We start from the raw sequence: 25,595 nt of genomic DNA on the forward strand, positions 1-25,595 counted from the left end.
GCTATCAGTGCGTTTCGGTGACTTTGTTCAGGTGGCGCGGCGTGTCGGGATTGCGGCCGCGCGCGACGGCGAGATCCGCCGCCATCACGTAGAACGAAAGAATGGCGGCGATCGGGTCGAGCGCCGAATGAGCGGACTGCGCAAGCGGCAGCGTCGCGCCGGGCGTGCCGGCGGGCGCCGCGAGCAGCACCGCGGCGCCGCGTGCGCGCATGTCCTGCGCGAGCTGCAGCAGGCCGGCCTGCTCTGGCCCCGGCGGTGCGAACACGAGCAGCGGATAGTCGCGGTCGATCAGCTCCATCGGGCCGTGACGGACTTCGGCGCTCGAGAACGCCTCGGCCTGGATGCCGGAGGTTTCCTTCAGCTTCAGCGCGGCTTCCTGCGCGATCGCGAGGCCCAGGCCACGGCCGATCACGATCATCCGCTCGACGCCCGCGAGCGCGGCGACGGCCGACGACCAGTCGAGCCGGCCGGCTTGCGCGAGCACGTCGGGCAGGCCGCGCAATGCGGTCATCAGCGCGGCGTCGCGCTGCCAGTACGCGACGATCTGCGCCGACAGCGACAGCATCGCGATATAGCTCTTGGTCGCGGCGACCGACAGTTCGGGGCCGGCCAGCAGCGGCAGCTGGTGCTCGCACGCGTCGGCGAGCGGCGACGGCAGCACGTTGACGGCGGCGACGGTGCGCGCGCCGGCTTCGCGCAGCGCGGCCATCGTATTGACGAGATCGGGGCTCTTGCCCGACTGGGAGAAGGCGATCGCAAGTTGGTCCTGCACCAACAGCTTCGCCTGCTGCAGCGTCGCGACCGACATCGGCAGCGACGCGACCGGCACGCCGAGGCGGCTCATCGTCAGGCTCGCGAAATAACTCGCGGCGTGATCCGAGCTGCCGCGCGCGACCGTCAGCGAGACGGCCGGCGGATGATCGAGCAGTTGGCCGGCGAGCGCTTCGACGCGCGTCGTATCGGCGAGCTGCGCGGCGACGACCTGGGCGGACTCGCGCGCTTCCTTAAGCATATTCGACAATCGATTCTCCTTCGACGTAGGTCGCGGTGAGGTTCAGGTCGCGATCGAACACCACGAGGTCGGCCCATGCGCCGCGCTCGAGGCGGCCGCGATCGGCAACGCCGAGATAGTCGGCCGCATAGCGCGACATCCGGTTCGACACGTCGGCGATCGGCAGGCCGAGCGACACGAGGTTGCGCAGCGCCTGGTCCATCGTCAGCGTGCTGCCGGCGAGCGTGCCGTCGGCGAGCCGCACGCCGCCGAGGCACTTCGTCACGTGCTGGCTGCCGAGACGGTATTCGCCGTCGGGCATGCCGGTGGCGGACGTGCTGTCGGTCACGACGTACAGGCGCGGAATCGCGCGCAGCGCCGCACGAATCGCGCCCGGGTGCACGTGCAGCAGGTCGGGAATGATTTCCGCGTATTCGGCATGCGCGAGCGCGGCGCCCACCAGGCCCGGGTTGCGGTGATGCAGCGGCGACATCGCGTTGAACAGGTGCGTGAAGCCGCACGCGCCGTGCTTGAGCGCGGCCACCGCGTCGTCGTAGGTCGCGAGCGAGTGACCGAGCTGCACACGCACGCCGCGCGCGGCCATCTCGCCGATGATCTCGATGTGGCCGGCGATTTCCGGTGCGAGCGTGACGACCCGGATCGGCGCGATCGACAGGTACTTCAGCACTTCGTCGAGCACGGCCGACACGGCCGCGTCCGGCTGCGCGCCGAGCTTGCCGGGGTTGATGTACGGCCCTTCGAGGTGCACGCCGAGCACGCGCGCGCCGCCCGGCGAGCGGGTGCGCGCGACGGTGCCGAGGTTCGCGACGACCTGCATCAGTTCGTCGCGCGGCGCGGTCATCGTCGTCGCGAGCAGGCTCGTCGTGCCGAATTGCGCGTGCGTGCGCGCAATCGTCTCGATCACGTCGCCGCCTTCCATCACGTCGGCGCCGCCGCCGCCGTGCACATGCAGGTCGATGAAGCCGGGCAGGATGTACGGCGCGTCGTTCTTCGCGGGATCGGCGGGCGTGCCGTCGAGCGTGGTGATGCGGCCGTTCTCGCTGTCGAGCGAACCGTGAATCCAGCCGTCGGGGGTAAGGATGTTTCCAGTCAGCATGACGTTTCTCTAGATGATCTGGTGACGCGGACATCCGCGTCGCGATTTGCAAATCCGTTGTGCTTCGTTGCGTTCCGTTGCGCGTGGCGCGCGGGCAGTCTCGCGCGTCAGCGTTTCAGTTCGGCGACGAAGTCGTAATAGTCGTCGCGGCAATACGTTTCGGTCACTTCGATCGCACGCTGGTCGACGCCGTAGCCGATGCGCGTGATCACGAGCAGCGCCGAGCCCGGCTTCACCGCCATCCACTTCGCGATCTCGTGCGTCGCGTTTGCCGCGCGAAAGTGCTGCAGCGCGCGCACGACGGTCATCCCGCGCGCGTCGAGGTATTCGTACAGCGACGTGCCGAGCGCCTGCGGATCCGGCACCACCGCGGCCGGCAGCGTCGAATGCTCGACGGCCATCACGATGCCGTCCGCGCGGCGCAGACGTTCGAGCCGCGCGACCGTCGCGCCCGGCGCGAGACCGAGCCGCGTGATCTCGTCGCGGCTCGCGGCGCGCAGCGTGCGCGACAGCCACACCGAATCGGGCGTGAAGCCGCGCTGCTGCATCTTCGCGGTGAAGCCGACGAGACGCGACAGCGGATCGGCGACACGCGGCGTGATGAAGCTGCCCGCACCGCGCGCCCGCTTGATCAGCCCCTGCTCGACCAGCAGCGCGAGCGCACGGCGGGCCGTGATCCGCGACACGCCGACCGCCCCCGACAGCAGCCGCTCCGACGGCAGCGCCTCTCCGGCCCGCCACGCGCCGGCGTGAATCGCGCTCGCCAGGTTGCGGGCGAGCTGCAGATACAGCGGTGTGTCGTCGAGGGAATCGGGCGCCAGTTCGGACCAGCCGGTTTCCATGTGCCTCCGGGTGTCGGGCGACGATCTCGGACCGTCGAAAGTGAACGCATTATATAACCACAATAATACCAGTCAACGAACTGGTATTAGCGTCGCGAAAATCGCCGGAAGCCTTGCCACACAAGCGTTTTAGTAGCGGGAAAGCCTTTGTTTACAATGCGATGCAGGATAGGGATTTACCCGAAGTGGTATGCAAGGGGACCGTTCCGGTGCCGGATTCGGCGGGCTTCGTGTGGCGAAAACGATACCTGAATAGAACCAATTTGATCGACTGGTATGCATCCGGCGGCAGCGCGCGAGCGGCGTGCCGGCGCGCTGCGTCAATGGAACTCGCGGCTCGACGTGCGCAGGCCGCCGAGCAGCGGCGTCAGATCCTCGAAATACTGCGCGACGAGGTGCCTCACGCCGCTGACGACCTGCCATACGCCCGACGCCGCGAGCAGCCGCGAATCGAGCGTTTCGCGGCGCTGCCGCGCGAGCAGCTCGGGCCGCACGATCACGTTCACGCAGCCCGTTTCGTCCTCGAGCGTCATGAACATCACGCCCTTCGCGGTGCCCGGCATCTGCCGCGCGATCACGAGCCCGCACGCTCGCGCGAGCCGGCCGTCGGGACGGTCGCGCAACTCGGCCGAGGACGACAGCCGATGCGCGCGCAACGCGGGCCGCAGCAGCGCGACCGGGTGGCGGTTCAGCGTGAGGCCGGTGGTGTGATAGTCGGCGAGGATGTCGTCGGCTTCCGACGGCGCGCCGAGCACGGGTCGCTCCGTTTCGTCGATCGACGCGGCGGCGAGCAGGTCGCGCTCGGGCGCCGCTGCGACGGCCTGCCACAGCGCATCGCGCCGATGACCGGCGAGCGTCGCGAGCGCATTCGCGGCGGCGAGCGCTTCGAGATCGCGCCGTTCGAGCTGTGCGCGGCGCGCGAGCGCGTCGACGCTCTCGAACGGGCCGGCCGCGCGCGCGGCCTCGATGCGCCGCGCCGCGGCCTCGCCGAGCCCGCGCACGAGCGACAGGCCGAGCCGCACCGCCGGCTGGCCGTATGGCGGCGGCTGACCGGGCAGCGCTTCGAGCGACGCTTCCCAGCCACTACGCGTGACGTCGGCCGGAAAGACCTTCACGCCATGACGCTTCGCGTCCTGCACGAGCTGCGACGGTGGATAGAAACCCATCGGCTGGCTGTTCAGCAGCGACGCGACGAAAATCGCCGGTTCGTGGCATTTGAGCCAGCTGCTCGCATAGGCGAGTTTCGCGAAGCTGGCCGCGTGGCTCTCGGGGAAACCGTATTCGCCGAAGCCCTTGATCTGCTCGAAGATCTGTTCGGCGAATTCGCGCGTGTAGTTGCGTTCGAGCATCCCGTCGACGATCTTGTCGTGATACTTCTCGAGGTTGCCCTTGCGCTTCCACGCGGCCATCGCGCGGCGCAGCTCGTCGGCCTCCCCTGGCGTGAAGCCCGCCGCGACGATCGCGATCTGCATCACCTGTTCCTGGAAGATCGGCACGCCGAGCGTGCGTTCGAGCACTTCCTTGAGCGCGTCGCTCGGATACGTGACCTCGCCGTCCTCTTCGCCTGCCACGATCCTGCGCCGCTTCAGGTACGGATGCACGGCGCCGCCCTGGATCGGCCCGGGCCGCACGATCGACACCTGAACGACGAGGTCGTAGTAGTTGCGCGGCCGCAAGCGCGGCAGCATCGACATCTGCGCACGCGATTCGATCTGGAACACGCCGACCGTATCGGCGCCGCAGATCATGTCGTAGGTTTCTTCGTCATCCTGCGGAATGTGCTTCAGCGTGAACGGCTCGCCGTCCTCCTGCGGCCCGCGCCACGCTGTGCGCATGTCGAACGCGCGATGCAGCGCCGACAGCATGCCGAGCGCAAGCACGTCGACCTTCATCAACTCGAGCGCCTCGAGATCGTCCTTGTCCCACTGGATCACGCGCCGCCCGTCCATCGCCGCGTTCTCGACCGGCACGAGCCGCGTGAGCTTGCCGCGGCTGATCACGAAGCCGCCCGAGTGCTGCGACAGGTGACGCGGAAAGTTCAGCAAGCGCCCGGCCAGTTCGGCCCATGCGCGAATGATCGGTGTCGCCGGGTCGAGGCCGGTCGATGCGAATTGCTGCAGCAGGTTGCGGCTGCCGTCGAACCAGCGATGCCCCTTCGCAACGCGGTCGACCAGCATCGGATCGACACCGAGCGCCTTGCCGGTTTCTCGCAGCACGCCGCGCGGGCGGTACGTCGAGACGGCCGCCGCGAGTGCGGCGCGATCCTTGCCGTATTTTTCGTAGATATGCTGAATGACCTCTTCCCGGCGCTGATGCTCGAAGTCGACGTCGATGTCGGGCGGCTCGCCGCGCTTCTCGCTGATGAAGCGCTCGAACAGCATCGTGCTCTGATCGGGATTGACCTCGGTGATGCCGAGGCAATAGCAGACGACCGAGTTCGCGGCCGAGCCGCGACCCTGACACAGGATGTTCCGGCTGCGTGCGTATTTGACGATGTCGTAGACGGTCAGGAAGAACGGCTCATAGCTCAGCTTCGCAATCAGGTCGAGTTCATGCTTGATCAGCCCCGCGACCTTTTCCGGAATACCCTGCGGATAACGCGCGGCCGCGCCTGCCCGGGTTTCCTGTTCCAGGTAGCTCGTCGGCGTGTGCCCCGCTGGCACGATTTCGTCCGGATACTCGTAGCGAAGCGTGTCGAGTTCGAAATCGCACGCGTCGAGAATCGCGCACGTCTGCGCGATCTCCTCCGCCGAAAACAGCTGCGCGATCCGGTTGCGCGCGCGCAGATGCTGTTCCGCATTCGGCGCGAGCGCATATCCGCACTCCGAAACAGGCATCCCGACGCGGATCGCCGTCATCACGTCCTGCAGCGGCTTGCAGGAACGCCGGTGCATCGTCACGTCGCCGAGCGCGACGATACGCACGCCGCGCCGCTCGCCGGCCGCGCGAATCTCGTCGCGCTGCGCGCCGTCGAGCGCGCGCTGCAATTGCACAAGCCCGAGCCGCGCGCGCTCGCCGAAGGTTGCACGAAACCATGCGACCTGCGCGTCGAGCACGTCCGCACGCACCGGATACGCGGGCACGAGAATCGCGAAGCAGTCGGGCATGCCGCGCAGGTGCGCGAACTCCGCAGGCGGCGCCGACAGCATCCGCGACGTCAACGTGTAAGTGCCCTTCGGCGCGGCCATCCGCCGCCACGAAATCAGCTCGGAAAGATTGCCGTAACCCTCCCGGTTCTGCACAAGCAGCACGAGCCCGAACGCGCCGGGGCCCGGATCGTGGCCCGGTGCGGCTTCATCCGGTGTAACTTCGAAATACGACCCGATGACGAGCGGCAGCCCTTGCGCCTTTGCCGCGACATGCATGCGCGGCGCGCCGGCCAGCGAGCATTCGTCGGTGATCGCGATCCCGCGATAGCCGAGCTTGGCCGCCCGCTCGACCAGTTCGTCCGCATGCGACGCGCCATGCAGGAACGAAAAGTTCGACCGGCAGAACAACTCCGCGTAATCGGGCAACCAACCGAGTTCCGCAACCATTGCCGTTCACCCGAACAAGCCGTGCAGGAACCAGTGCGGCTCGGCCTGGCTTCCCGAACGCTCCAGGAACACCCAGTAGCACGCACCGGCCTCGTCCTGGGCGACGTGGTAATCGCGTGCGGCCAGTTGCCCGTCGAACCACCCGGCTTCGATCCGCTCGGCCGACGACATCATCCTGAGCGGCGTATGGAACACCGGCCGGTTCTCGCGCATCAAGAGCGGCTGCGGCTCGGCCAGCAGCCACGCGGGACGCGGCGGCGCGGCCGGCAACCCGCAGGCCGGCTTGCCCGCCTGCGCATCGAGCGGCAGCCAGCGGTTCGCGGCTTCGGGCCGGTAATCGGCAACGGGCGCCGCGCGCAACACGTTCTCCGCGCCGAGCCGCGCAACCAGCAGTTCGAACAGCCGCGCGCGCGTCTCTTTCGTGCCGCCCGGCTCGGGAAAGAGATCGTCGGCCGGCGGCGCGACCGATTCGACGCGCGTGGCCTTCAGCCGCACCGCGATCACCGCGGCCGGCAACTCGACGCGCGCGAGCCGCTCGCCGAGCAGTCGCATGAAGTGCGCGTCGTCGCGCACGGGCGCGGCGAACGCGAGTTCGAGCGGCGTCGGCGGCACGGCCTGGCGGCCGCGCTCGTGCTCGAGATCGAACGTCATCGCGGCCAGCGACAGCTGCCGCGCGGCCAGCCACCCGCACAGCTGCACGACGAGCCGTCGCGCGGCGAACAGCACGGCTTCCGCGTATTCGACGCGCTCCGGCAATTCGAGCCGCACGTCGAACACGGGCGGCACCGCCATCCACGCGAGCGGCTCGACCGCATCGCCGTACGCGCGATCGAGCGCGGCGAGCAGCGCCGGACCGCAGCGGCGCTGCAGCCCCGCGCGCGGCAGGCCGCGCAGATCGGCGAGCGTGCGGCAGCCGAGGCCGTCGAACCAGCCCGCATACGGGCGTGCGTCGGGCAGCAGCACGCACGGCAGACGATCGAGCGCACGGACGAGCGAAGCCGGCCCGGCCACGCGGCGCCGGATGCGCGCACGCGCCGACGTGCGCGCGAGCAACCACGCGCCGCGCCCGGTCGGCGCGGCGGACAGGCGCGCCGCATAGCCGAGCGCCGCGAGCGTCGCGCGCACCTGGCGGCACAGCGACGGCAGGCCGCCGAACAGGCGCAGGCTCGGACCGACGTCGACGATCAGCGTCGCTTCGTCGTCGAGCGCGACGCACGGCGAGAAGCGCAGCAACGCGAGCGCGACCGCGCGCAGCGCATCGGCCTCGCGGGCGGGATCGCGTTCGACGAGCCGCATGTCGGGTGCGAGCGTCAGCACGCCGCCGCGCTTCATGCCCGCGCGCACGCCCTGCCGGCGCGCGGGCGCGTCGGCGATCAGCACGACACCCTGCTCGAGCACCGCGCAACCCGCGTCGCCGGCCTCGCCGTCAGACGGAGGCGCGACGCACACGTCGAGCGGCAGGCGCGGCAGATGGATGCCGAGCAAGACGCGCATAGCGGCTCTCCACGATGGGCGACGGCAAATCGAGCACGAGCGGCTCGCTGTGCGCGGGCCCGCGACGCTTGACGATGTCGAGCGACACGCCGCCCGGCACCGGATGCAGCGCGACGCGCAGCACGGCCGGCGACGGCTGCCGCGCTGCCGACAGCGGGCGCAGCATCACGAACAGCGTGTCGCCGGTGCGCGCGGCCGCGAGATGCAGGCGCCGCAGCGCATCGGGCCGTGCGTCCTGCCAGAGCAGCAGCGCACCGCAGCAGCCCGTCCGGAGCACCTGCTCGGCGGCCCACAATGCATCGGTGCGGCTGCCGGCACGCAGCCACAGCAGCGCGTCGGACGGCACGCCGAGACCGGCCAGCGCGGTCGCATGCGGCGACTGCGGCGGCGCGACGAGCGCGAGCGGACGCCGCACGCTGACGGTGCGCGCGAGCGCGGGCGCGAGCAGCCGCATCTCGCCGCAGCCCGGCTGAGCGGCCAGCAGTTCGACGAGCCCGCCGACCGGCCAGCCGCCGCCCGGCAGTTCGGCGGACAGCGGCGCGAAACCCGTGTCGATCGTGCGCGGACCGCCGCGCGCAAGCTGCGAGCCGCGCCAGAGCGACGGATGAAGGGATTCGGGAGAAATGGAGGATGCGAGCATGACGCCACCCACAACTGTATGGATGTACAGTATATGGCAATGCGCTCGCGTCGCACAGTGCTGGTACGAAGCCGGTATTTTCGTCAGGGGAAAACGAGGAGGAAGCCGGCGCGCCCGGCCGCCGCACCGCCGCGAAACGCGTGCGCTGCCCGGCCGGCTGCGGTCCGCGCCGGTATCGGCGCAACGCGTCAGCCGCACTTGCCGCTTTACGTTATGCTGTCCGCCGACCCAGTCCCCCCTCGGAGGGCACATGAAACGGGGAATCCGTGCGATCGCGTGCGCGGCCGTCGCACTGGTGCTGCCGGGCGCGGCATTCGCGCTGACCGACGGCTATGCGCAGTATGACGACTGCATGCTCAACGCACTGCGCGAGAGCCGTAACGGCGCAGCGGCCCAACTGATTCAGCGCTCTTGCGACGCGCTGTACCGCAACAACGCGATGCTGCTGCCGCGCGAGCGGCGCTTTCACGAGTGCGTCGTGCAGTCGCTGCCGGGCGTGCGCGACAACTACGCGATCCAGCAGATCATGTCGATCTGCTCGCGGCGCGGCGAGATGTGAGGCGGCGCTGAACACCAGGCACCGCGCAGTTGCCTGCGGGCCGCGCCAATGAAAAAGGGCCCGCGCGATGCAGGCCCTTTCGTTTCAGCGGTCCGACCGGTGTGCGGCGTTCAGAACGACGCGACCATCGAGCCCTTGAACTGCTTCTTGATGAATTCCCTCACTTCCGTCGACTGGTACGCCTTGAGCAGCTTCTTCACCCACGGCTGATCCTTGTCCTTCGCGCGCACGGCGATCAGGTTCGCATACGGGCTCGTCAGCGATTCGAGCGCGATCGCGTCCTTGGTCGGCTGCAGGTTCGCGGCGAGCGCGTAGTTCGTGTTGATCACGGCTGCGTCGACGTCCGACAGCACGCGCGGCAGTTGCGCGGCGTCAAGCTCGGAGATCTTCAGCTTCTTCGGGTTCTCGGCGATGTCGAGCACCGTCGCGTTGTTGCCGCCCGTGCCGGCACCGGCCTTCAGCTTGATCACGCCTTGCGTCTGCAGCAGCAGCAGCGCGCGGTTCTCGTTCGACGGATCGTTCGGCACCGCGAGCTTCGCGCCTTGCGGCAGGTCCTTCAGCGCCTTGAACTTCTTCGAGTACACGCCCATCGGCGAGATGTAGGTCAGACCCGCGCTGACGATCTTGTAGCCGCGCTGCTTCACCTGGCTGTCGAGGTAGGGTTGATGCTGGAAGCTGTTCGCGTCGAGGTCGCCCGAATCGAGCGCGGCGTTCGGCTGCACGTAGTCGTTGAACTCGATGACCTTCACGTTCAGGCCTTCCTTCTCCTTCGCGACCTTCTGCACGACCTGCCACACTTCCGAATCCGGACCGGCGACCGTGCCGACCTTGATCACCTTGTCTTCAGCGTGCGCGCCCGCCGACAGCGTCAGCGCGGCACCGGTGGCCAGCACGGAAAATACCTTCAGGAGACTGCGACGCTTCATCTGTTTCTCGCTTTCTTGCTAACTGAAAATGGGGCGCGATACGGGTATGCCCGAACTCGCAGGAAGGGGCAAATGGTGTCACAGGATCGGCCGGAAGTGAAATACATCCCGCTCATATGGGTATGCACCGCGGCGGTGCTCGCGGAGCATGGGCGACTCGATGGCCGGCACGACACGCAACGGCAGCTGTGCTACAAAGACCGGCTGGCCGGCGTGCGACGCGCCGGCGACATTCCGGGGCCATCCATGTACGTCATCGACATCCACTACAACGCATCGCTCGAGCGCATCGACGATGCACTCGAACGCCACCGCGCGTATCTGCAGCCGCTGTTCGAGCGCGGCATCTTCATCGCGGCGGGGCCCAAGGTGCCGCGCGAAGGCGGCGTGATCCTCGCGGCCCGCATCGACCGCGGCGAACTGGACGCGATCCTCGAGACCGATCCGTTCGTGACCGAAGGGCTCGCGACGTATCGGGTGACCGAATTCAAGATCACGCGTGCCGCGCAGGGTTTCAACGTGCCGGCGCTGCCGTAACGCGCTCGCGCACGAATGCGCGTGCGCAAGCACGCCGCCGCGCGAGGCGGCGAATGCCAATCGAGAGAAAGCAGGAAACATGCGTGACGGCGCGTCGCGGCCGTCACGCGTTTCGCCGGGCGAGCGCCCGGGCGATCATGCGGCGCGTGCCGCTCAGTCGACCAGCAGCTTTAGGTCATGGACCCACGGGCCGGGGCCCTGGCCGTCGCGCACGAACAGGCGCAGCTTGCCGTCGCGATCGAATACGTAGCTCGCGGCGGTGTGATCCATCGTGTAGCTGCCGGGCGCCTTGCCTTGCACCTTCGCGTAGTACACGCGGAAATCCTTCGTGACTTTCTTGAGCTGCGCTTCGTCGGCCGGCCGCAGGCCGATGAACGACGGATCGAATGCGGGCACGTACTGGCCGAGCAGCGCGGGCGTATCGCGCTCCGGATCGACGGTGACGAACAGCACCTGCACGCGCTTCGCGGCATCGGGGCCGAGCTGCTTGAGCGCCTCGGACAGTTCGGCCATCGTCGTCGGACACACGTCCGGACAGTGCGTATAGCCGAAGAACATCACGACAGCCTTGCCCTTGAAGTCGGCGAGCGTGCGCACCTTGCCGGTCGTATCGGGCAGCGAGAAATCGGTGCCGAACTGCGTGTTGCCGGTGATGTCGAGATTCTGGAATTTCGGCGCGTTGTCGCAGCCCGCGAGCAGCGCGGCTGCCGCGAATGCGCACGCGAGCATCCAGCCTTGGCGCGCGCGGCGCCCGAACCATGAATGGAGCATTGCGTTCAAACCGTGCGGTTACACGCCGAGCAGCGGGCGTGCATAGTGATCGACGAGCAGCGCGGCGAACAGCAGCGACAGGTAGACGATCGAGTAGCGGAAAGCCTTGCGGGCGAGGTCGTCCGAATATTCGCGGTAGATCTTCCACGCATACGCGAGGAACACCGCGCCGAGCAGCACCGCGCTCGTCAGGTAGACGGCGCCGCTCATCCCGGAGATGAACGGCATCAGCGTGACCGCGAACAGGATCACCGTGTACAGCAGGATGTGCAGCCGTGTGAATTTCTCGCCGTGCGTGACGGGCAGCATCGGCAGGCCCGCGTTTTCGTAGTCCTTGCGGCGATAGAGCGCGAGCACCCAGAAATGCGGCGGCGTCCACACGAAGATGATCAGCACGAGGATCCACGCGTCGCCAGGCACCGCGCCGGTGACCGCGGCCCAGCCGAGCGCCGGCGGCATCGCGCCCGACGCGCCGCCGATCACGATGTTCTGCGGCGTCATCGGCTTGAGCAGCAGCGTGTAGATCACCGCATAGCCGACGAACGTCGCGATCGTGAGCCACATCGTCAGCGGGTTCGTGAACGTATAGAGCGTCCACGCGCCGACGCTGCCGAGCACGGCCGAGAACAGCAGGATCTGCGGGGGCGTGATCTCGCCGCGCGCGGACGGACGCCATGCGGTACGGCGCATCATCGCGTCGATCTTCTGCTCGACGAGGCAGTTGATCGCGAACGCGGCGCCGGCCAGCAGCCAGATGCCGACCGTGCCGCCGATCAGCACATGCCACGGCACCATGCCCGGCGTCGCGAGAAACATGCCGATCACCGCGCAAAACACCGCGAGCTGCGTGACACGCGGCTTCGTCAGCGCCATGTACTGCGAAAACCGGCTACCGGGCGATTGGGAAAGGGTGCTTTGCATGGGGACGGTCACGCCGGGGCGGCGTCGCGCGCGGGCTGCACGACACGGCCGGGGCGGCTTGAAAGGATGCGAAAGTTTAACATGACGACGAGCAGCAGCAGGATCGCGGCGCCGCCGTTGTGCGCGACGGCGACCGGCAGCGGCCACTGCAGCACGATGTTGGTCAGGCCCGTCAGGAACTGCAGCAGGACCACCAGCAACACGCCGTTCGCGGGCCGCCGCAGCGACGCGAAGCGACGCATCTTCAGCGCGAACGCGGCCAGGTACGCGACGACGACGAACGCGAACGTGCGGTGGGTCCAGTGGATCGCGACCAGCGCATCCTGCGTGATCGCCTCGCCGTCCTTCGTCATCCCGAGCGCGCGCCACAGATGGAAGCCCTGGCTGAAGTTCATCGGCGGAATCCACTGACCGTTGCAGGTCGGGAAATCGGTACACGCGAGCACCGCGTAGTTGGTGCTCACCCAGCCGCCGAGCGCGATCTGCACGACCAGCAGCACCAGCGCGGCAAGCGCGGCCGCTCGGTAGCGGCCGGCCTCCGGGTCATGCGACGGCAGCGGCGTCTGCCGCGCCGCGAGCCAGCCGAGTGTGCCGAGCAGCATGAGGCCGAGCAACAGGTGGGTCGTGACGATCACCGGCTGCAGCTTCATCGTGACCGTCCACGCGCCGAACACGCCCTGCACGACGATCAGCAGCAAGAGGCTCGTCGGCCACCACGGCGACACGTGCAGCGGGCGGCGGCGCAGCCGCGCGGACCAGGCGATCACGACCTGCGCGATGATCAGCACGCCGATCGCCATCGCGAAATAGCGGTGGATCATCTCGATCCATGCCTTCGTCATGCTGACGGGGCCGGTTGGCATCGCCTGGTGCGCGGCCGTGATCGCGGCGTGCGCGATGAACGGCGACGACGTGCCGTAGCAGCCGGGCCAGTCCGGGCAGCCGAGGCCCGAATCGGTCAGCCGCGTGAAACCGCCGAACATCACCAGGTCGAGCGTCAGGAACGTAGTGATCCACACCAGCTTGCGGAACTTGTTGTCGTCGGCCTTCACCCACACGTACGACAGCGGCAGCAGCGCGATGCACGAGCCGATCAGGCCGAGTTGCAGTAGATACGACATCGAATGTGTGCCTCGTCGTCTCGCCTTAACCGATGCTCGACCACTTCAGCAGCTTCGTCACATCCGACTTGATCTTGCTGGGGTTCGGGTTCTTCGGGAAACGCATCATCAGGTTGCCGTTCGGATCGACCATGTAGAGGTGGTCGCTGTCCTTCGTGCCGGCGTCGGCCGGCAGCCATGCGGCCACCGCGGCCGGGTCGGCGACCAGCCGGCGCGTGTCCGGGTAGGCTTCCAGCACCTTCTGCGGCATCGCGCCCGCATCGCTGCGCAGCCACACCATCGTGATCCGGTGCCGCTCGCCCGCCTGCGTGACGCGGATCTGCCGCATGAAATAGAGCTTTTGCGCGCAAGCGTCGTCGCACGCGCTGCGGTCGGTCATCACGAACAGCCACACGCCGCGCAGCGACGACAGCGGCACCATCTTGCCGGTTTCGTCGGTGACCTGCAGGTCGGCCGGAATCGGCCGCTGCGGCTCGATCAGCGTGCCGTAGTTGGTCGAGCCGCCCTTCGGCTTGATCACGTAATAGGTGAAGTACGACGCGATGATCGGCGCCGCGCACACGAGCCCGAGCAGCACGAGCATCCAGCGGCCGCGCTTGCGGGCCGCCGGCGAAACCGGCGTCGCGGCCGGACCCTGACGGGAAGATTGCATGGACAAATCAGACCTCTCGAAACGAACCCGCGGCGCTTGCGCCGCGTCCGGGCATCGCGCTCACGCGCTGGCCGACTTCTTCGCTGCACGCCGCGCGGCGTACAGGCCGAAACCGAGCGCGGCCGCCGCCATGCCCCACCACTGAAACATGTAACCGTAATTGCGCTCGACGCCGGTCGTCGCCGCCGGCCAGTCGCGCACGAGCTTGTCGCCGTCGTCGCTCGTCTGCTGGATCACGAACGGCTGCAGCGGCAGCCCCGTTTCCTTTGCATACGTGGCGACGTCCAGGTTCTGCCGGATCTTCTGGTGCGCGGCCGAGCCGCCTTCGCCGAGCTCGAACGCGCGCGATGCGTCCGCGCGCGCGATGCCTTCGATCTCGATGTCGCCGTCGGGCGTCGGGAACGGCTCGATCGCCGTGCGATCGGCGATGTTGCGCGGCAGCCAGCCGCGGTTCACCAGCACGACGCCGCCGCCCGAGAGTTTAAACGGCATCACGACATAAAAACCCGGCTGGTCGTTATACGGCCGATTGTCGAGGAACACCGCCTGCTCCGGCATGAAGCGGCCCCTGGCCCGCACGCGGTGGAACTCGATCGACGCAAGCGGAATCGGCTGCGCACCGACGTCGACGGGCGCCGCGTGCTCGTAACGCACGATGTTCGCCTGCAGCGCTTCCTTCTGGTGCGCGCGATCGCGCTGCCAGAACCCGAGGCGGATCGTGACCGCGACGACGACGAGAATCAGCAGCGCAGGCAGCCAGCGGATCTTCATCGGGCCACCCGCCAGGCGCATTCGCGAAAGCGAAGTGCGATAATTATCCTCGTCCTTTCGAATTGCCGTCGTCCGGTCCGTGTCATGCACATCCTCGTTCCCATCGCCTTCGTCCTGATCATCGCCAGCATGGGCTCGGCGCTCTACTTCATGATGCACGACCGCGGCCATACGAAACGCATGGTCTGGTCGCTTGCCACCCGCGTCGGGCTGTCGGTCTCGCTGTTCCTGTTCATCCTGCTCGCGAACTGGATGGGCTGGATCCATTCGACCGGCCTGCCGATCGGGCGTTGATGCATTCGCCCCGGCAGCGGCTGTGACATATCGCCGCACATCGGCGCCGCCAAGCAAAAGCGCCGCCTGACTGAGTCGCGGCGGCGCCGGGCTGGCGTTGAGCACAAGCAGCCAGCCGCTGCCCCGTCCCCGCCAACGAAAACGGCCCGCGCATCGCTGCGCGGGCCGTTGTTCCATTTACAGCCAGTAGACGACGACGTACAGGCCGAGCCAGACGACGTCGACGAAGTGCCAGTACCACGCGGCGCCTTCGAATGCGAAGTGGTGATCCGGCGTGAAGTGGCCGCGAATCATCCGCACCAGCACCACGGCGAGCATCGTGCCGCCGAGGAACACGTGGAAGCCGTGGAAGCCCGTCAGCAGGAAGAACGTCGAACCGTACACGCCCGAGTTCAGCGTCAGGTTCAGTTCGTTGTACGCGTGGTAGTACTCGAAGCCCTGCATGAACAGGAAGCAGATCCCGAGCACGAGCGTCGCGGCCAGCCAGGCGATCGCCTTGTTGCGGTGAGCGTCACGCAGCGCGTGGTGCGACACCGTCAGCGTCGCGCCCGATGCCAGCAGGAACGCCGTGTTCAGCGTCGGGACCGGCCACGGGCCCATCGTCTTGAAGTGACCGGCGAGCGCGGCGGGGCCCTCGTTCGGCCACACGGCGGAGAAGTCCGGCCAGATCAGCTTGTAGTCGAGGCTGCCGAGCTGGTGCAGCGCGATTTCACGCGCATAGAACAGCGCGCCGAAGAATGCGCCGAAGAACATCACTTCGGAGAAGATGAACCAGCTCATGCTCCAGCGGTACGACTTGTCGACGTTCTTGCCGTAATGACCGCCTTCCGACTCGGCGATCGCGTCGCCGAACCAGTGATACAGCGTGAAGAGCAACCACAGCAGGCCGAGCAGCGCCGTAAACGGCGCCCAGTCGTGACCGTTGATCCACAGCGCCACCGACCCGAGCATGACCAGCAGGCCGATGGCCGCGCTGATCGGATGCTGCGACGGATGCGGCACGAAATAGTACGGGGTCTGGTTTTGACCGCTCATGCTTGATTCTCCACTTCAGTCCAATTTGTGTACCGGAAACCGCTCCGGCTTTATTTCTTGCGCGGCGCGACCGCCGCCGCTCTTTCCCGCACGCAGCGCCCGGGCGCTACGCACTGCATTCTTTCGTGGCCGCGGGCCTCAGCCCACGACCGCACGCACGATCAGGATCAGCACGCCGATGAACACGCCGGCCGCGATCAACGCGACGAGCAGCACGTGCAGCGGATTCAGCTGCGTCGCATCGGCCTCCAGGTCGCGCCGCTTGCGCACCCCGAAGAACGACCACAACACCGCTCGCAACGCCTGGCCGAACGTCCCGCTCCGCTTGTTCTCCGTCATCGCCCCGTCTCCGTCGTCATGCGTCCGGCTTCGCCGCACCCTGCGCCGCCGTCTTGCGCGGCGCCGGCGCCGGCTCGGCCGGCGTATTCAGTTCGAAGAACGTGTACGACAACGTGATCGTCTTCACATCCTTCGGCAGCTTCGGATCGATCACGAACACCACCGGCATCTTGCGCGACTCGTTCGCGGCCAGCGTCTGCTGCGTGAAGCAAAAACACTCGATCTTCTTGAAGAACTCCGTCGCCTGCTTCGGCGCGTAGCTCGGAATCGCCTGCGCCACCACCGGCCGGCCCTGCCCGTTGGTCACGTCGTACACGATCGTCGTCAGTTCGCCCGGATGCACGTCGAGGCTGTTGTGCTCCGGCTTGAAACCGAGCGGGCCGCGCGCATTCGCATCAAACTCGACCGACACCGTGCGGCTGTAGTCGACCTGCGAGTTCTTCGCCTCGCGTTCGCTGACATCGCGCTGCACCAGGTTGTTGATGCCGGTGACCTGGCAAATCGCGCGATACATCGGAATCAGCGCGAAGCCGAAGCCGAACATGAGTCCGGCCACGACGAAGAGCTTCACCAGCATCGAACGATTGAACGCGCGATCGACGGCGCCCTCTTCCGGCTTCGACATACGACAACTTCCTCGCTACTGCGTCAGTTACTGCATCAGTGGGTAGACAGCCACCACTGCTTGATCACGACACCCACAAAAAAAACGGCGGCGATGACGAGCAGGATGAGGCCGAGCCGCTTGTTGCCCGCGCGAATCTGCTCGGGCGTTCGTCTTTCTTGTGGATTCCGGTTCATCTGAAACTTCGCTGAAACTTCGATTCGGCGCCCGCCGCGCCTGCCTGTGCGGCAGGCAGCGGCGGAACGCTGGATGAAACTTATTCGACGTGCGGCGGTTGCTCGAACGTGTGGAAGGGAGCCGGGCTCGGCACCGTCCACTCGAGGCCCGTCGCGCCATCCCACGGCTTGTCCGACGCCTTTTCCAGCTCGCCGCCGCCACGGTAGGCCGGCAGCGCGACCGCGAACAGGAAGTACACCTGCGCGAGGCCGAAGCCGAATGCGCCGATCGTCGCGACCTGGTTGAAGTCCGTGAACTGCGCCGGGTAGTCCGCATAGCGACGCGGCATGCCTGCGAGACCGACGAAGTGCATCGGGAAGAACGTCAGGTTGAAGAAGATCATCGACGCCCAGAAGTGGATCTTGCCGCGCGTCTCGTTGTACATCCAGCCCGTCCACTTCGGTGCCCAGTAGTACCAGCCCGCGAACAGCGCGAACAGGGACCCGGCCACCAGCACGTAGTGGAAGTGCGCCACCACGAAGTAGGTGCCGTGGTACTGGATGTCGAGCGGTGCCATTGCCAGCATCAGGCCCGTCAGGCCGCCGAACGTGAACACGAACAGGAAGCCGATCGCGAACAGCATCGGGGTTTCGAACGTCATCGAGCCGCGCCACATCGTCGCGAGCCAGTTGAACACCTTCACGCCCGTCGGCACCGCGATCAGCATCGTCGCGTACATGAAGAACAGCTGACCGGTGACCGGCATGCCCGTAGCGAACATGTGGTGCGCCCAGACCATGAACGACAGGATCGCGATCGAAGCCGTCGCGTACACCATCGAGCTGTAGCCGAACAGCGTCTTGCGCGAGAACGCCGGGATCACCTGCGACACGATCCCGAACGCCGGCAGAATCATGATGTACACCTCGGGGTGGCCGAAGAACCAGAAGATGTGCTGGTACATCACCGGGTCGCCGCCGCCTGCCGCGTTGAAGAACGACGTGCCGAAGTGGCGATCGAACAGCACCATCGTGATCGCGCCTGCCAGAACCGGCATCACGGCGATCAGCAGGTACGCGGTGATCAGCCAGGTCCACGCGAACATCGGCATCTTCATCAGCGTCATGCCCGGTGCGCGCATATTCAGGATCGTCACGACGATGTTGATCCCGCCCATGATCGACGATGCGCCCATGATGTGGACCGCGAAGATCGCGAAGTCCATGCCCGGGCCCATCTGCGTCGACAGCGGTGCGTACAGCGTCCAGCCGGCGGCCGTCGCGCCGCCCGGCGCGAAGAACGAACCGACGAGCAGCACGGCCGCGACCGGCAGCAGCCAGAAGCTGAAGTTGTTCATCCGCGCGAATGCCATATCGGACGCGCCGATCTGCAGCGGAATCATCCAGTTCGCGAAGCCGACGAATGCCGGCATGATCGCGCCGAACACCATGATCAGGCCGTGCATCGTCGTGAGTTCGTTGAAGAACTCCGGACGCATGATCTGCAGGCCCGGCTCGAACAGCTCGGCACGGATGCCGAGTGCCATCACGCCGCCCGACAGGAACATGATGAACGAGAACAGCAGGTACAGCGTACCGATGTCCTTGTGGTTGGTGGCGAACAGCCAGCGCCGCCAGCCATGCGGTGTTTCGTGCGCGTGGTCGTCGTGCGCGTGGTCCGCGACTACGTCGTGCCCGATGCTAGACATGAGAATCTCCTAATGCGAATACGTCGACTAACTCAGCGACACGTCAAGCCGCCGGCCCGATCTCGACCCGCCGGGCTTCCTTCGCGTCAGCCCCGCCCGTGATCGTTTCCGGCTTTTTGAGAATAATGTGGTCTTCCGCCACGCCTGCTGCCTTCAGTGCGTCGCGCACGGCTTGTGCACGATGCTTGGCGAGTTCTGCGTTCGCGTCGGCCGAGCCCGTCTTGTCGGTGAAACCCGACAGCGCGAGCTTCGCGTCCGGATGTGCCTTCGCATAGTCGGCTGCCGCTGCGATCGCCGCTTTCGCGTCCTCCGGCAGCACGCTCTTGCCCGTTTCGAAATAGATCGTCGACAGCGCTGCCGCTGCCGACGCTGCCGCCGGCTGCTCGGCTGCGCCCGACGCGGCTTGCGCCGGTGCCGAGGCCGCTTCAGCCGGCGCCGCTGCGCCTGCCGCGTCTTCCGGCATCTTGCCGTTGCGTGCGTCAGCCACTTGCTTCGGCTGCAGCAGATCGTTCTTGTGGTTGCCCCACGAGTTGCGCTCGTACGTGATGACCGATGCGATGTCGAGGTCCGACAGCGACGCCCACGACGGCATGGCACCCTTGCCGTGCAGCACGCGCTCGACGTGGCCGGCGATCGGGCCGTTCACGATCTGGCTGCCGTCCATCGCCGGGAATGCGCCGAGGCCCTTGCCGTTCACCTGGTGGCAGGCCGCGCAATTCGCCTTGTAGACTTCCTCGCCGTGCGCGACGAGTTCGGCCATCGTGTAAACCTTGTTCGGATCGACCGATGCGCTGGCCAGCTTGGCCTTCTGCGCGGTCACCCACTTCGCGTAGTCGTCCTCCGACAGCACGACGACCACGACCGGCATGAACGCGTGTTCCTTGCCGCACAGTTCAGTACAGAAGCCGCGGAACGTACCGACCTTGTCGGCCTTGAACCACGTATCGCGCACGAAGCCGGGGATCGCATCCTGCTTCACGCCGAACGCGGGCACGTACCACGAGTGAACGACGTCGTTCGCGGTCGTGATGATGCGGATCTTCTTGTTGACCGGCACGACGAGCGGGTTGTCGACTTCCTGCAGGTACGTCTCGGTGATCGGCTTCTTGCCCATCACTTCGTCACGCGGGGTGCTGAGCGTCGACAGGAAGCTGATGCCCTCGCCCGGGCCCTTCACGTAGTCGTAGCCCCACTTCCACTGGTAGCCGGTGACCTTGATCGTGAGATCGGCGTTGGTCGTGTCCTTCATTGCGACGACGGCCTTCGTGGCCGGCAGCGCCATCAGCACGACGATGATGAACGGCACGATCGTCCAAATGATTTCGACGGTCGTGCTTTCATGGAAATTGGCGGCCTTGTGGCCTTTGGATTTACGGTGCGCGAAGATCGAATAGAACATCACGCCGAACACGCCGACGAAGATCACCGTACACAGGATCAGCATCATCGTGTGGAGATCGTAGAGCTCCTCGGCGATCTTCGTGACCGGCGGCTGAAAGTTGATCTCGTTGACGCGGGGGCCGCCCGGGCTATCACCGACCGCCAGAGCAGCGCCGGCAAAGAGCAATCCGCTGCATGCCAGCACGCCCGTGAGGGCTCGCTTGATTGTTTTCATAGCATCCTTACCCAAAATTTCCATTCAAACCCTCCCCCGTCGCAAGCCGCCGGCCTGTTCCGGCCGGTGCCCGCGCCTCGTCAGCCGCAGCGCCTGAGCGACACGCGCAGTTCGTCGGCGAACTGCGCACGCTTGTACTGCGCGAGATGCTGCCCGATTACGACGGTCTGCCCGCGCGATACCAGTCGAATCGGATCGCGTGGCGTCGCACCCGGCTCGACCCGCACCCAGCGCGGGTTGAATTCGATCTGCGTGAACCGCTCCGCATCCATTCGCTCGATCACAAGCCGGTGCGGAAACAGCCTGATGCGCTCGTAATCGACCGCATGGCGCGCATAGATCGCGAACGCGACACCTACCGCCAGCAATTCGATTCCGGTGAAGGGCATGACGAGCCAAGCCCCCCGCCACATCAGCAATGCCGCGATCACCAGCGAGAAGCTCGCGAGCGACGCGTAAAACAGCATGAACTGGCGCGGCGACACCGAACAGTTGCGCTTCATGAGCCAGTCTGCGAGAACCGGTTCGCTGTTCGTCGCCTCCGCCGAAACCCTCGCTGCTTCCATCGCCGCCTCACGCGAATGGCATGCGATGCATGCCTGCATCGGACTCGTCGCCCCGTATTGCGGGGACCCCGGGACGACAAGCTGACGCATTATAGGCGGGTTCAATGGCATCCACAAGCAAGCGGCTATCGGCCCGCAAGCCAAGCGCCACAAGCTTCCCCGCCGTTTTCGGCGTCAATTCGACCCTGCTTCGCGCCGCTAATTTCAGACATAACAAAACCCCTCTTTACCGCTTTACCGATTCTTCGGACGCCCCTTTCCGATATCTTCGATACGCACGATCCCATGCCCCTCGGCGGTCGTGCGCGGCACGGCCTTCCACGCGTGGCCGTAAATCACCTCGAACGTCAGCGCAATCGTGCCGTCCGCGCGCCGGCGCGCTTCCAGCGCGTCGTCAAGCGCCGCGCGAAAGCGCCGCGTCGCGCGCTGCGGCGCCGCGCGGTCGAACGGATAGGCGCCCCAGCGGCGCACGTCGGCCAGCAGGGAATCGGGGGTCTTGTACGTGACGGTGAGCACTTCCTGGTCCATCACCGGAATCTCGAAGCCGCTCTCGACCAGCATGTCGCCGAGGTCGTGCATGTCGACGAAATCGATCACGCGCGCCGCGGACGGCGCAATGCCGAGCGCCGCTTCGGCGTCCGCGCAGGCCGCGCGCAGCTCGCGCAGCGTGTCGGGACCCAGCGTGCTGAACATCAGCAGGCCGTTCACGCGCAGCACGCGCTGCCATTCGGGGAAGACCGCATCGGGACGCGAGTGCCAGTGCAGCGCGAGATTCGACCAGATCAGGTCGAAGGCGCCGGCCGCGAACGGCAGCACCGAGAAGTCGGCCTGCGCGACACGCGGGCCGCGCTGGCCCAGCGCCCGGCCGAGCGACGCGGGCAGCCAGCGGCGCCAGTTCGTCTGCTCGACCTCGCGCTGCCCCGCCCGCGCGAGCATCGCGCCGGACAGGTCGACGCCGAACACCGGAGCTTCGGGAAAGCGCGCGCGCAGCGCCGGCAGGTCGTCGCCCGCGCCGCAGCCCGCATCGAGCACGGCCGCGGGGCTCACCTTGATGTACTCGAGGCGCTCGTTCATCCGCTGCGCGATCTCGCGCGGCAGGAACGCGACCGCGTCGAACGCGGCGGCACGGCGATCGAAGATCCGCCGCAAACGCCGGGCGTCATTGGCCGGACGGCCGGTTTGAGTCGAAGCTGGGGACATGTCGGGCACACTGGCGAAGAGCCCGAAGTATACTCGCTCGCCTCGCAGCCTTCAGCGAGACGGAGCCGCCAGGAGTGTTCGCGATGGATCGCCGTTTCGCCCCGCGCCCGATGCGCGTCGTTTTGTCGCAGGTTCGCGCGCTGGCCGTGCGCGTCGTCGCGCTCGCGTTGCCGAATCGGTGCGCACTGTGCGGCAATTTGTCACACACGGTGATTTGCAGCGCCTGCGATGCCGCGTACTGGAATGAAGCACGGCTGCGCTGCGATGTCTGCGCGGTGCCGCTGGGCGTCGGGCGGCCGCATTCGCGCGGAGCCCGCCGCCGGCATGGTGGCGCAGGCACCGCGTCCGCTTACCGGTGTGATGCATGCCGCGCAACGCCGCCGCCGTTCGACGCGACGCTCGCGCTCGCCGATTACCGCGCGCCGCTCGACGCGCTCGCGCGCGGCCTGAAGTTTCATGCGCGACTCGCGCTCGGCGCGGAATTCGCGGCCCGGCTCGCGCAGCGGATCGACGACACGGACGCGCTGCGCGAGCCGGGCTGCTTCGACGTGATCGCGCCGGTGCCGCTGTCGCACGGGCGGCTCGTCGCGCGCGGCTACAACCAGGCGTGGGCGATCGCGCGTCCGCTCGCGCGCCGGCTCGGCGTGCGCGCCGATGCGGCACTGCTCACGCGCGTGGCCGAAACCGCACCGCAGTCGCGGCTCGACCGGCGCGCGCGGCGCGACAACGTGATCGCGGCATTCGCGGTGGCGAGTGGCGTCGCCGGCCGCCACGTGGCGCTCGTCGACGACGTGATGACGTCCGGTGCGACGCTCGCGGCCGCCGCGCAGGCATTGAAGGCGGCGGGCGCCGCACGCGTGACGAATCTGGTTGCGCTGCGCACCGCCAGGGATTAATTAGATAGAGAGGCCGGCCGCCCGCATGCGGCGGCCGTCACGAACCGGCCGGCCGGGAACGAGTGCACGTTGCTCCACCCGGCCACCCCAGCCAGACCCAATCATGTTCAACGTCGTTCTCGTCGCTCCCGAAATTCCGCCGAACACCGGCAACGTGATCCGCCTGTGCGCCAATACCGGTGCGCGCCTGCACCTGATCGAGCCGCTCGGTTTTCCGCTCGACGACGCGAAGATGCGCCGCGCGGGCCTCGACTATCACGAGTACGCGCAAATGCGCGTGCACCGCGACTGGGACGCGTTCGTCGCGGCCGAAGCGCCCGATCCCGCGCGAATGTTCGCGTTCACCACTCGCGGCTCGGGCCGTTTCCACGACCACGCGTTCGTGCCGGGCGACTGGTTCGTGTTCGGCTCGGAAACGCGCGGCCTGCCGGCCGAACTGCTCGAGCGCTTCCCGAACGAACAGCGCGTGCGCCTGCCGATGCGGCCGGGCAACCGCAGCCTGAACCTGTCGAATACGGTGGCCGTGGTCGTGTTCGAGGCGTGGCGCCAGGCCGGCTTCGAAGGCGGTGCCTGACGCGCACGCCCGGTTCGCGCCGCGCGGCCGGGGCACTAGACGCGCTAGACGCGCGCGAGCCGCGCGCGATACAGGTCGTATATATCGGATGAAAAGCACGCGAACACCACGCGTGCGAGGTTCGGCGCCTGCGGCAGCATTTCGGCAACCGTGCCAACCGCGATGTCGACGGCCTCGCCGGCCGGATAGCGGTACACGCCGCAACTGATCGCCGGAAATGCGATCGATGTCGCCGCAACCTCTTCGGCCAGCTCGATCGCGCGCCGATAGCATGCCGCCAGCAGATCGGCCTCGCCGCGCCCGCCGCCGTACCACACCGGGCCGACCGCATGGATTACGTACCGCGCCGGCAGCCCGTGGCCGCGCGTGAGCTTCGCGTCGCCGGTCTCGCAGCCGCCGAGCGTGCGGCACTCGGCCAGCAGGCCCGGGCCGGCCGCGCGATGGATCGCGCCGTCGACACCGCCGCCGCCGAGCAGCGAACCGTTCGCGGCGTTAACGATCGCGTCGACGTCGAGCGTCGTGATGTCGACGAGTTGCGCGTCGAACGTGGTGGAACCGATCTGCAGCATGGCACCCTCCCGAAACGCCGGAGACTGTTCAAGCGTAGTGCGCTTTGGCGCCGCCCGCTTTGCGCGAGCGCGCCTGGCCGCAAAAATCGGCGTGATTCGCCGGTGTCATTCGAGGTTATTCGGCGCGTGCGTCGCGCCGCAACAGGCCGCTGACCGCATCGCGCGGTGCGACGCTGTCGAACAGCACGCCGCATACGGCTTCGGTGATCGGCATTTCGATCGATTGCGCGCGCGCGAGCGCGAGCACGGCCTGCGCGCAGCGCACGCCTTCGGCCACATGGCCGAGCGCACCGAGGATGTCGTTCAGCGAGCGGCCGGCCGCCAGTTGCAGACCGACCGTGCGGTTGCGCGACAGGTCGCCCGTCGCGGTGAGAATCAGGTCGCCGAGGCCCGTGAGGCCCGTGAAGGTTTCGGCGCGGCCGCCGAGCGCGACGCCGAGACGCGACATTTCGGCAAGGCCGCGCGTGACCAGCGCGGCGCGCGCGTTCAGCCCGAGTCCGAGGCCGTCGGCGATGCCGGTCGCGATCGCCAGCACGTTCTTCACCGCGCCGCCAACCTCGACGCCGACCACGTCGTCGCCCGTATAGATCCGCATCGCGCCGTGATGGAACGCGGCGAGCGTGCGCTCGCGGCATTCGGCGGACGTGCTCGCGACCGTCAGCGCGACGGGCAGGCCGAGCCCGACCTCGCGGGCGAAGCTCGGCCCCGACAGCACGCCGTTGCTGTGCTGCCCCGGCAACTCGGCCGCGATGACCTGGTGCGGCAGCAGATGCGTGTCGGCCTCGAAGCCCTTGCAGACCCACACGACATGCGCGGGCACGCAGCCCGCGTCGCGCATCGCGCCGAACAGCGTGCGCAGGCCGGCCACGGGCGCGGCGATCACGCACAGCGCGTCGTCCGCGGCGCCGTGCGCGAGCGCGGCGCCGAGATCGGCGTCGTAGCGCAGCGCATCGGGCAGCGCGATGCCGTCCAGATAGCGGGAATTTTCGTGCCGGGCCTGCAGCCCGGCGATCAGCGCGGCGTCGCGCGCCCAGAGAAGCGTATCGTGCCGCGCGGCCAGATGGCCCGCGAGCGCGGTGCCCCAGGCACCGGCGCCGAGAACGGCTACTTTCATACCCAGCACCGGTCCGGAGTGAAACG

27 protein-coding genes are annotated in these 25,595 nt (G+C 67.5%); 5 read left to right on the plus strand and 22 right to left on the minus strand.

What is annotated here, in order from left to right; all coding sequences use genetic code 11:
• Window positions 1-4: 4 nt before the first annotated feature.
• The 6 genes from AC1Z3W_RS34550 to imuA form a co-directional block, all read right to left on the minus strand.
• Window positions 5-1,012 (minus strand): SIS domain-containing protein, encoded by a 1,008-nt coding sequence (locus tag AC1Z3W_RS34550; protein ID WP_057926505.1) that lies wholly within the window; start codon window positions 1,010-1,012, stop codon window positions 5-7.
• The gene (gene nagA, locus AC1Z3W_RS34555; RefSeq protein WP_057926504.1) at window positions 1,005-2,108 is read right to left on the minus strand and encodes an N-acetylglucosamine-6-phosphate deacetylase; all 1,104 of its coding nucleotides are present in this window, start codon (window positions 2,106-2,108) and stop codon (window positions 1,005-1,007) included. The genes AC1Z3W_RS34550 and nagA overlap by 8 nt, the downstream gene beginning before the upstream one ends.
• Window positions 2,109-2,215: 107 nt before the next feature.
• Window positions 2,216-2,950: a GntR family transcriptional regulator gene (locus AC1Z3W_RS34560; protein ID WP_124834257.1), complete on the minus strand. Its 735-nt coding sequence runs from the start codon at window positions 2,948-2,950 to the stop codon at window positions 2,216-2,218.
• Between the two features lie 320 nt (window positions 2,951-3,270).
• A complete protein-coding gene (locus AC1Z3W_RS34565) occupies window positions 3,271-6,486 on the minus strand; it encodes an error-prone DNA polymerase (RefSeq protein ID WP_483509409.1) in 3,216 nt (1,071 codons plus the stop codon).
• Between the two features lie 6 nt (window positions 6,487-6,492).
• Window positions 6,493-7,980, minus strand: coding sequence for a Y-family DNA polymerase (locus tag AC1Z3W_RS34570; RefSeq protein WP_483509410.1), 1,488 nt, complete (start codon window positions 7,978-7,980; stop codon window positions 6,493-6,495).
• A complete protein-coding gene (gene imuA, locus AC1Z3W_RS34575; RefSeq protein WP_057926500.1) occupies window positions 7,913-8,620 on the minus strand; it encodes a translesion DNA synthesis-associated protein ImuA in 708 nt (235 codons plus the stop codon). Before imuA ends, AC1Z3W_RS34570 begins: the two co-directional genes overlap by 68 nt.
• A 250-nt stretch (window positions 8,621-8,870) precedes the next feature.
• Here imuA and AC1Z3W_RS34580 point away from each other — a divergent pair, with 250 nt between their 5' ends.
• Complete coding sequence (locus AC1Z3W_RS34580) at window positions 8,871-9,179, plus strand: VF_A0006 family four-cysteine protein (protein WP_124834260.1); 309 nt, start codon at window positions 8,871-8,873, stop codon at window positions 9,177-9,179.
• Between the two features lie 110 nt (window positions 9,180-9,289).
• On the opposite strand, the gene AC1Z3W_RS34585 is transcribed toward AC1Z3W_RS34580, so the two are convergent.
• Entirely contained in the window at window positions 9,290-10,105 is an 816-nt protein-coding gene (locus tag AC1Z3W_RS34585; protein WP_057926498.1) for a MetQ/NlpA family ABC transporter substrate-binding protein, read from the minus strand.
• Between the two features lie 246 nt (window positions 10,106-10,351).
• On the opposite strand from AC1Z3W_RS34585, the gene AC1Z3W_RS34590 reads away from it, so the two are divergent.
• Window positions 10,352-10,642: a YciI family protein gene (locus tag AC1Z3W_RS34590; protein WP_057926670.1), complete on the plus strand. Its 291-nt coding sequence runs from the start codon at window positions 10,352-10,354 to the stop codon at window positions 10,640-10,642.
• Window positions 10,643-10,795: 153 nt separating this feature from the next.
• On the opposite strand, the gene AC1Z3W_RS34595 is transcribed toward AC1Z3W_RS34590, so the two are convergent.
• The 5 genes from AC1Z3W_RS34595 to AC1Z3W_RS34615 are packed head-to-tail and all read right to left on the minus strand — an operon-like array spanning window position 10,796 to window position 14,878.
• On the minus strand, window positions 10,796-11,413 hold the full coding sequence (locus AC1Z3W_RS34595) for an SCO family protein (RefSeq protein ID WP_057926497.1): 618 nt from the start codon (window positions 11,411-11,413) through the stop codon (window positions 10,796-10,798).
• An 18-nt stretch (window positions 11,414-11,431) separates the two neighbouring features.
• Entirely contained in the window at window positions 11,432-12,334 is a 903-nt protein-coding gene (gene cyoE, locus AC1Z3W_RS34600; protein WP_057926496.1) for a heme o synthase, read from the minus strand.
• Between the two features lie 8 nt (window positions 12,335-12,342).
• Window positions 12,343-13,455: a COX15/CtaA family protein gene (locus AC1Z3W_RS34605; RefSeq protein WP_057926495.1), complete on the minus strand. Its 1,113-nt coding sequence runs from the start codon at window positions 13,453-13,455 to the stop codon at window positions 12,343-12,345.
• A 25-nt stretch (window positions 13,456-13,480) separates the two neighbouring features.
• Window positions 13,481-14,107 carry an SCO family protein gene (locus AC1Z3W_RS34610; RefSeq protein ID WP_057926494.1) on the minus strand — a complete coding sequence of 209 codons (627 nt, stop codon included), beginning with the start codon at window positions 14,105-14,107 and terminating at the stop codon, window positions 13,481-13,483.
• A 60-nt stretch (window positions 14,108-14,167) separates the two neighbouring features.
• The gene (locus tag AC1Z3W_RS34615) at window positions 14,168-14,878 is read right to left on the minus strand and encodes an SURF1 family protein (RefSeq protein WP_057926669.1); all 711 of its coding nucleotides are present in this window, start codon (window positions 14,876-14,878) and stop codon (window positions 14,168-14,170) included.
• Between the two features lie 84 nt (window positions 14,879-14,962).
• Here AC1Z3W_RS34615 and AC1Z3W_RS34620 point away from each other — a divergent pair, with 84 nt between their 5' ends.
• Window positions 14,963-15,172 carry a twin transmembrane helix small protein gene (locus AC1Z3W_RS34620; protein WP_034179103.1) on the plus strand — a complete coding sequence of 70 codons (210 nt, stop codon included), beginning with the start codon at window positions 14,963-14,965 and terminating at the stop codon, window positions 15,170-15,172.
• Window positions 15,173-15,349: 177 nt separating this feature from the next.
• On the opposite strand, the gene AC1Z3W_RS34625 is transcribed toward AC1Z3W_RS34620, so the two are convergent.
• The 8 genes from AC1Z3W_RS34625 to AC1Z3W_RS34660 all read right to left on the minus strand — a co-directional run bounded on the left by AC1Z3W_RS34625 (window position 15,350) and on the right by AC1Z3W_RS34660 (window position 22,416).
• A complete protein-coding gene (locus tag AC1Z3W_RS34625; RefSeq protein WP_057926493.1) occupies window positions 15,350-16,207 on the minus strand; it encodes a cytochrome c oxidase subunit 3 in 858 nt (285 codons plus the stop codon).
• A gap of 138 nt (window positions 16,208-16,345) precedes the next feature.
• Window positions 16,346-16,546 (minus strand): DUF2970 domain-containing protein, encoded by a 201-nt coding sequence (locus AC1Z3W_RS34630; protein WP_057926492.1) that lies wholly within the window; start codon window positions 16,544-16,546, stop codon window positions 16,346-16,348.
• A 16-nt stretch (window positions 16,547-16,562) separates the two neighbouring features.
• Entirely contained in the window at window positions 16,563-17,171 is a 609-nt protein-coding gene (locus AC1Z3W_RS34635) for a cytochrome c oxidase assembly protein (RefSeq protein ID WP_057926491.1), read from the minus strand.
• A 35-nt stretch (window positions 17,172-17,206) separates the two neighbouring features.
• Complete coding sequence (locus AC1Z3W_RS34640) at window positions 17,207-17,347, minus strand: cytochrome oxidase small assembly protein (protein ID WP_006760728.1); 141 nt, start codon at window positions 17,345-17,347, stop codon at window positions 17,207-17,209.
• 80 nt (window positions 17,348-17,427) lie between these two features.
• A complete protein-coding gene (ctaD, locus tag AC1Z3W_RS34645) occupies window positions 17,428-19,035 on the minus strand; it encodes a cytochrome c oxidase subunit I (RefSeq protein ID WP_057926490.1) in 1,608 nt (535 codons plus the stop codon).
• 43 nt (window positions 19,036-19,078) lie between these two features.
• On the minus strand, window positions 19,079-20,674 hold the full coding sequence (coxB, locus tag AC1Z3W_RS34650) for a cytochrome c oxidase subunit II (RefSeq protein WP_483509411.1): 1,596 nt from the start codon (window positions 20,672-20,674) through the stop codon (window positions 19,079-19,081).
• A 56-nt stretch (window positions 20,675-20,730) separates the two neighbouring features.
• Window positions 20,731-21,255 (minus strand): DUF2244 domain-containing protein, encoded by a 525-nt coding sequence (locus tag AC1Z3W_RS34655; protein ID WP_057926488.1) that lies wholly within the window; start codon window positions 21,253-21,255, stop codon window positions 20,731-20,733.
• 195 nt (window positions 21,256-21,450) lie between these two features.
• The gene (locus tag AC1Z3W_RS34660; RefSeq protein ID WP_057926487.1) at window positions 21,451-22,416 is read right to left on the minus strand and encodes a methyltransferase domain-containing protein; all 966 of its coding nucleotides are present in this window, start codon (window positions 22,414-22,416) and stop codon (window positions 21,451-21,453) included.
• Window positions 22,417-22,499: 83 nt separating this feature from the next.
• On the opposite strand from AC1Z3W_RS34660, the gene AC1Z3W_RS34665 reads away from it, so the two are divergent.
• Together AC1Z3W_RS34665 and trmL are read left to right on the plus strand one after the other, a co-directional pair.
• Window positions 22,500-23,312 carry a ComF family protein gene (locus AC1Z3W_RS34665; RefSeq protein ID WP_057926486.1) on the plus strand — a complete coding sequence of 271 codons (813 nt, stop codon included), beginning with the start codon at window positions 22,500-22,502 and terminating at the stop codon, window positions 23,310-23,312.
• A gap of 103 nt (window positions 23,313-23,415) precedes the next feature.
• Window positions 23,416-23,886, plus strand: a complete 471-nt coding sequence (gene trmL, locus AC1Z3W_RS34670) for a tRNA (uridine(34)/cytosine(34)/5-carboxymethylaminomethyluridine(34)-2'-O)-methyltransferase TrmL (RefSeq protein ID WP_057926485.1) — start codon at window positions 23,416-23,418, stop codon at window positions 23,884-23,886.
• A gap of 44 nt (window positions 23,887-23,930) precedes the next feature.
• Here trmL and AC1Z3W_RS34675 read toward each other — a convergent pair whose 3' ends face one another.
• On the minus strand, window positions 23,931-24,455 hold the full coding sequence (locus tag AC1Z3W_RS34675; protein ID WP_057926484.1) for an O-acetyl-ADP-ribose deacetylase: 525 nt from the start codon (window positions 24,453-24,455) through the stop codon (window positions 23,931-23,933).
• Between the two features lie 115 nt (window positions 24,456-24,570).
• Complete coding sequence (locus tag AC1Z3W_RS34680) at window positions 24,571-25,569, minus strand: NAD(P)H-dependent glycerol-3-phosphate dehydrogenase (RefSeq protein ID WP_057926483.1); 999 nt, start codon at window positions 25,567-25,569, stop codon at window positions 24,571-24,573.
• Window positions 25,570-25,595 lie beyond the last annotated feature (26 nt).

It is taken from the genome of Burkholderia sp. 10_S31 (assembly GCF_056930375.1).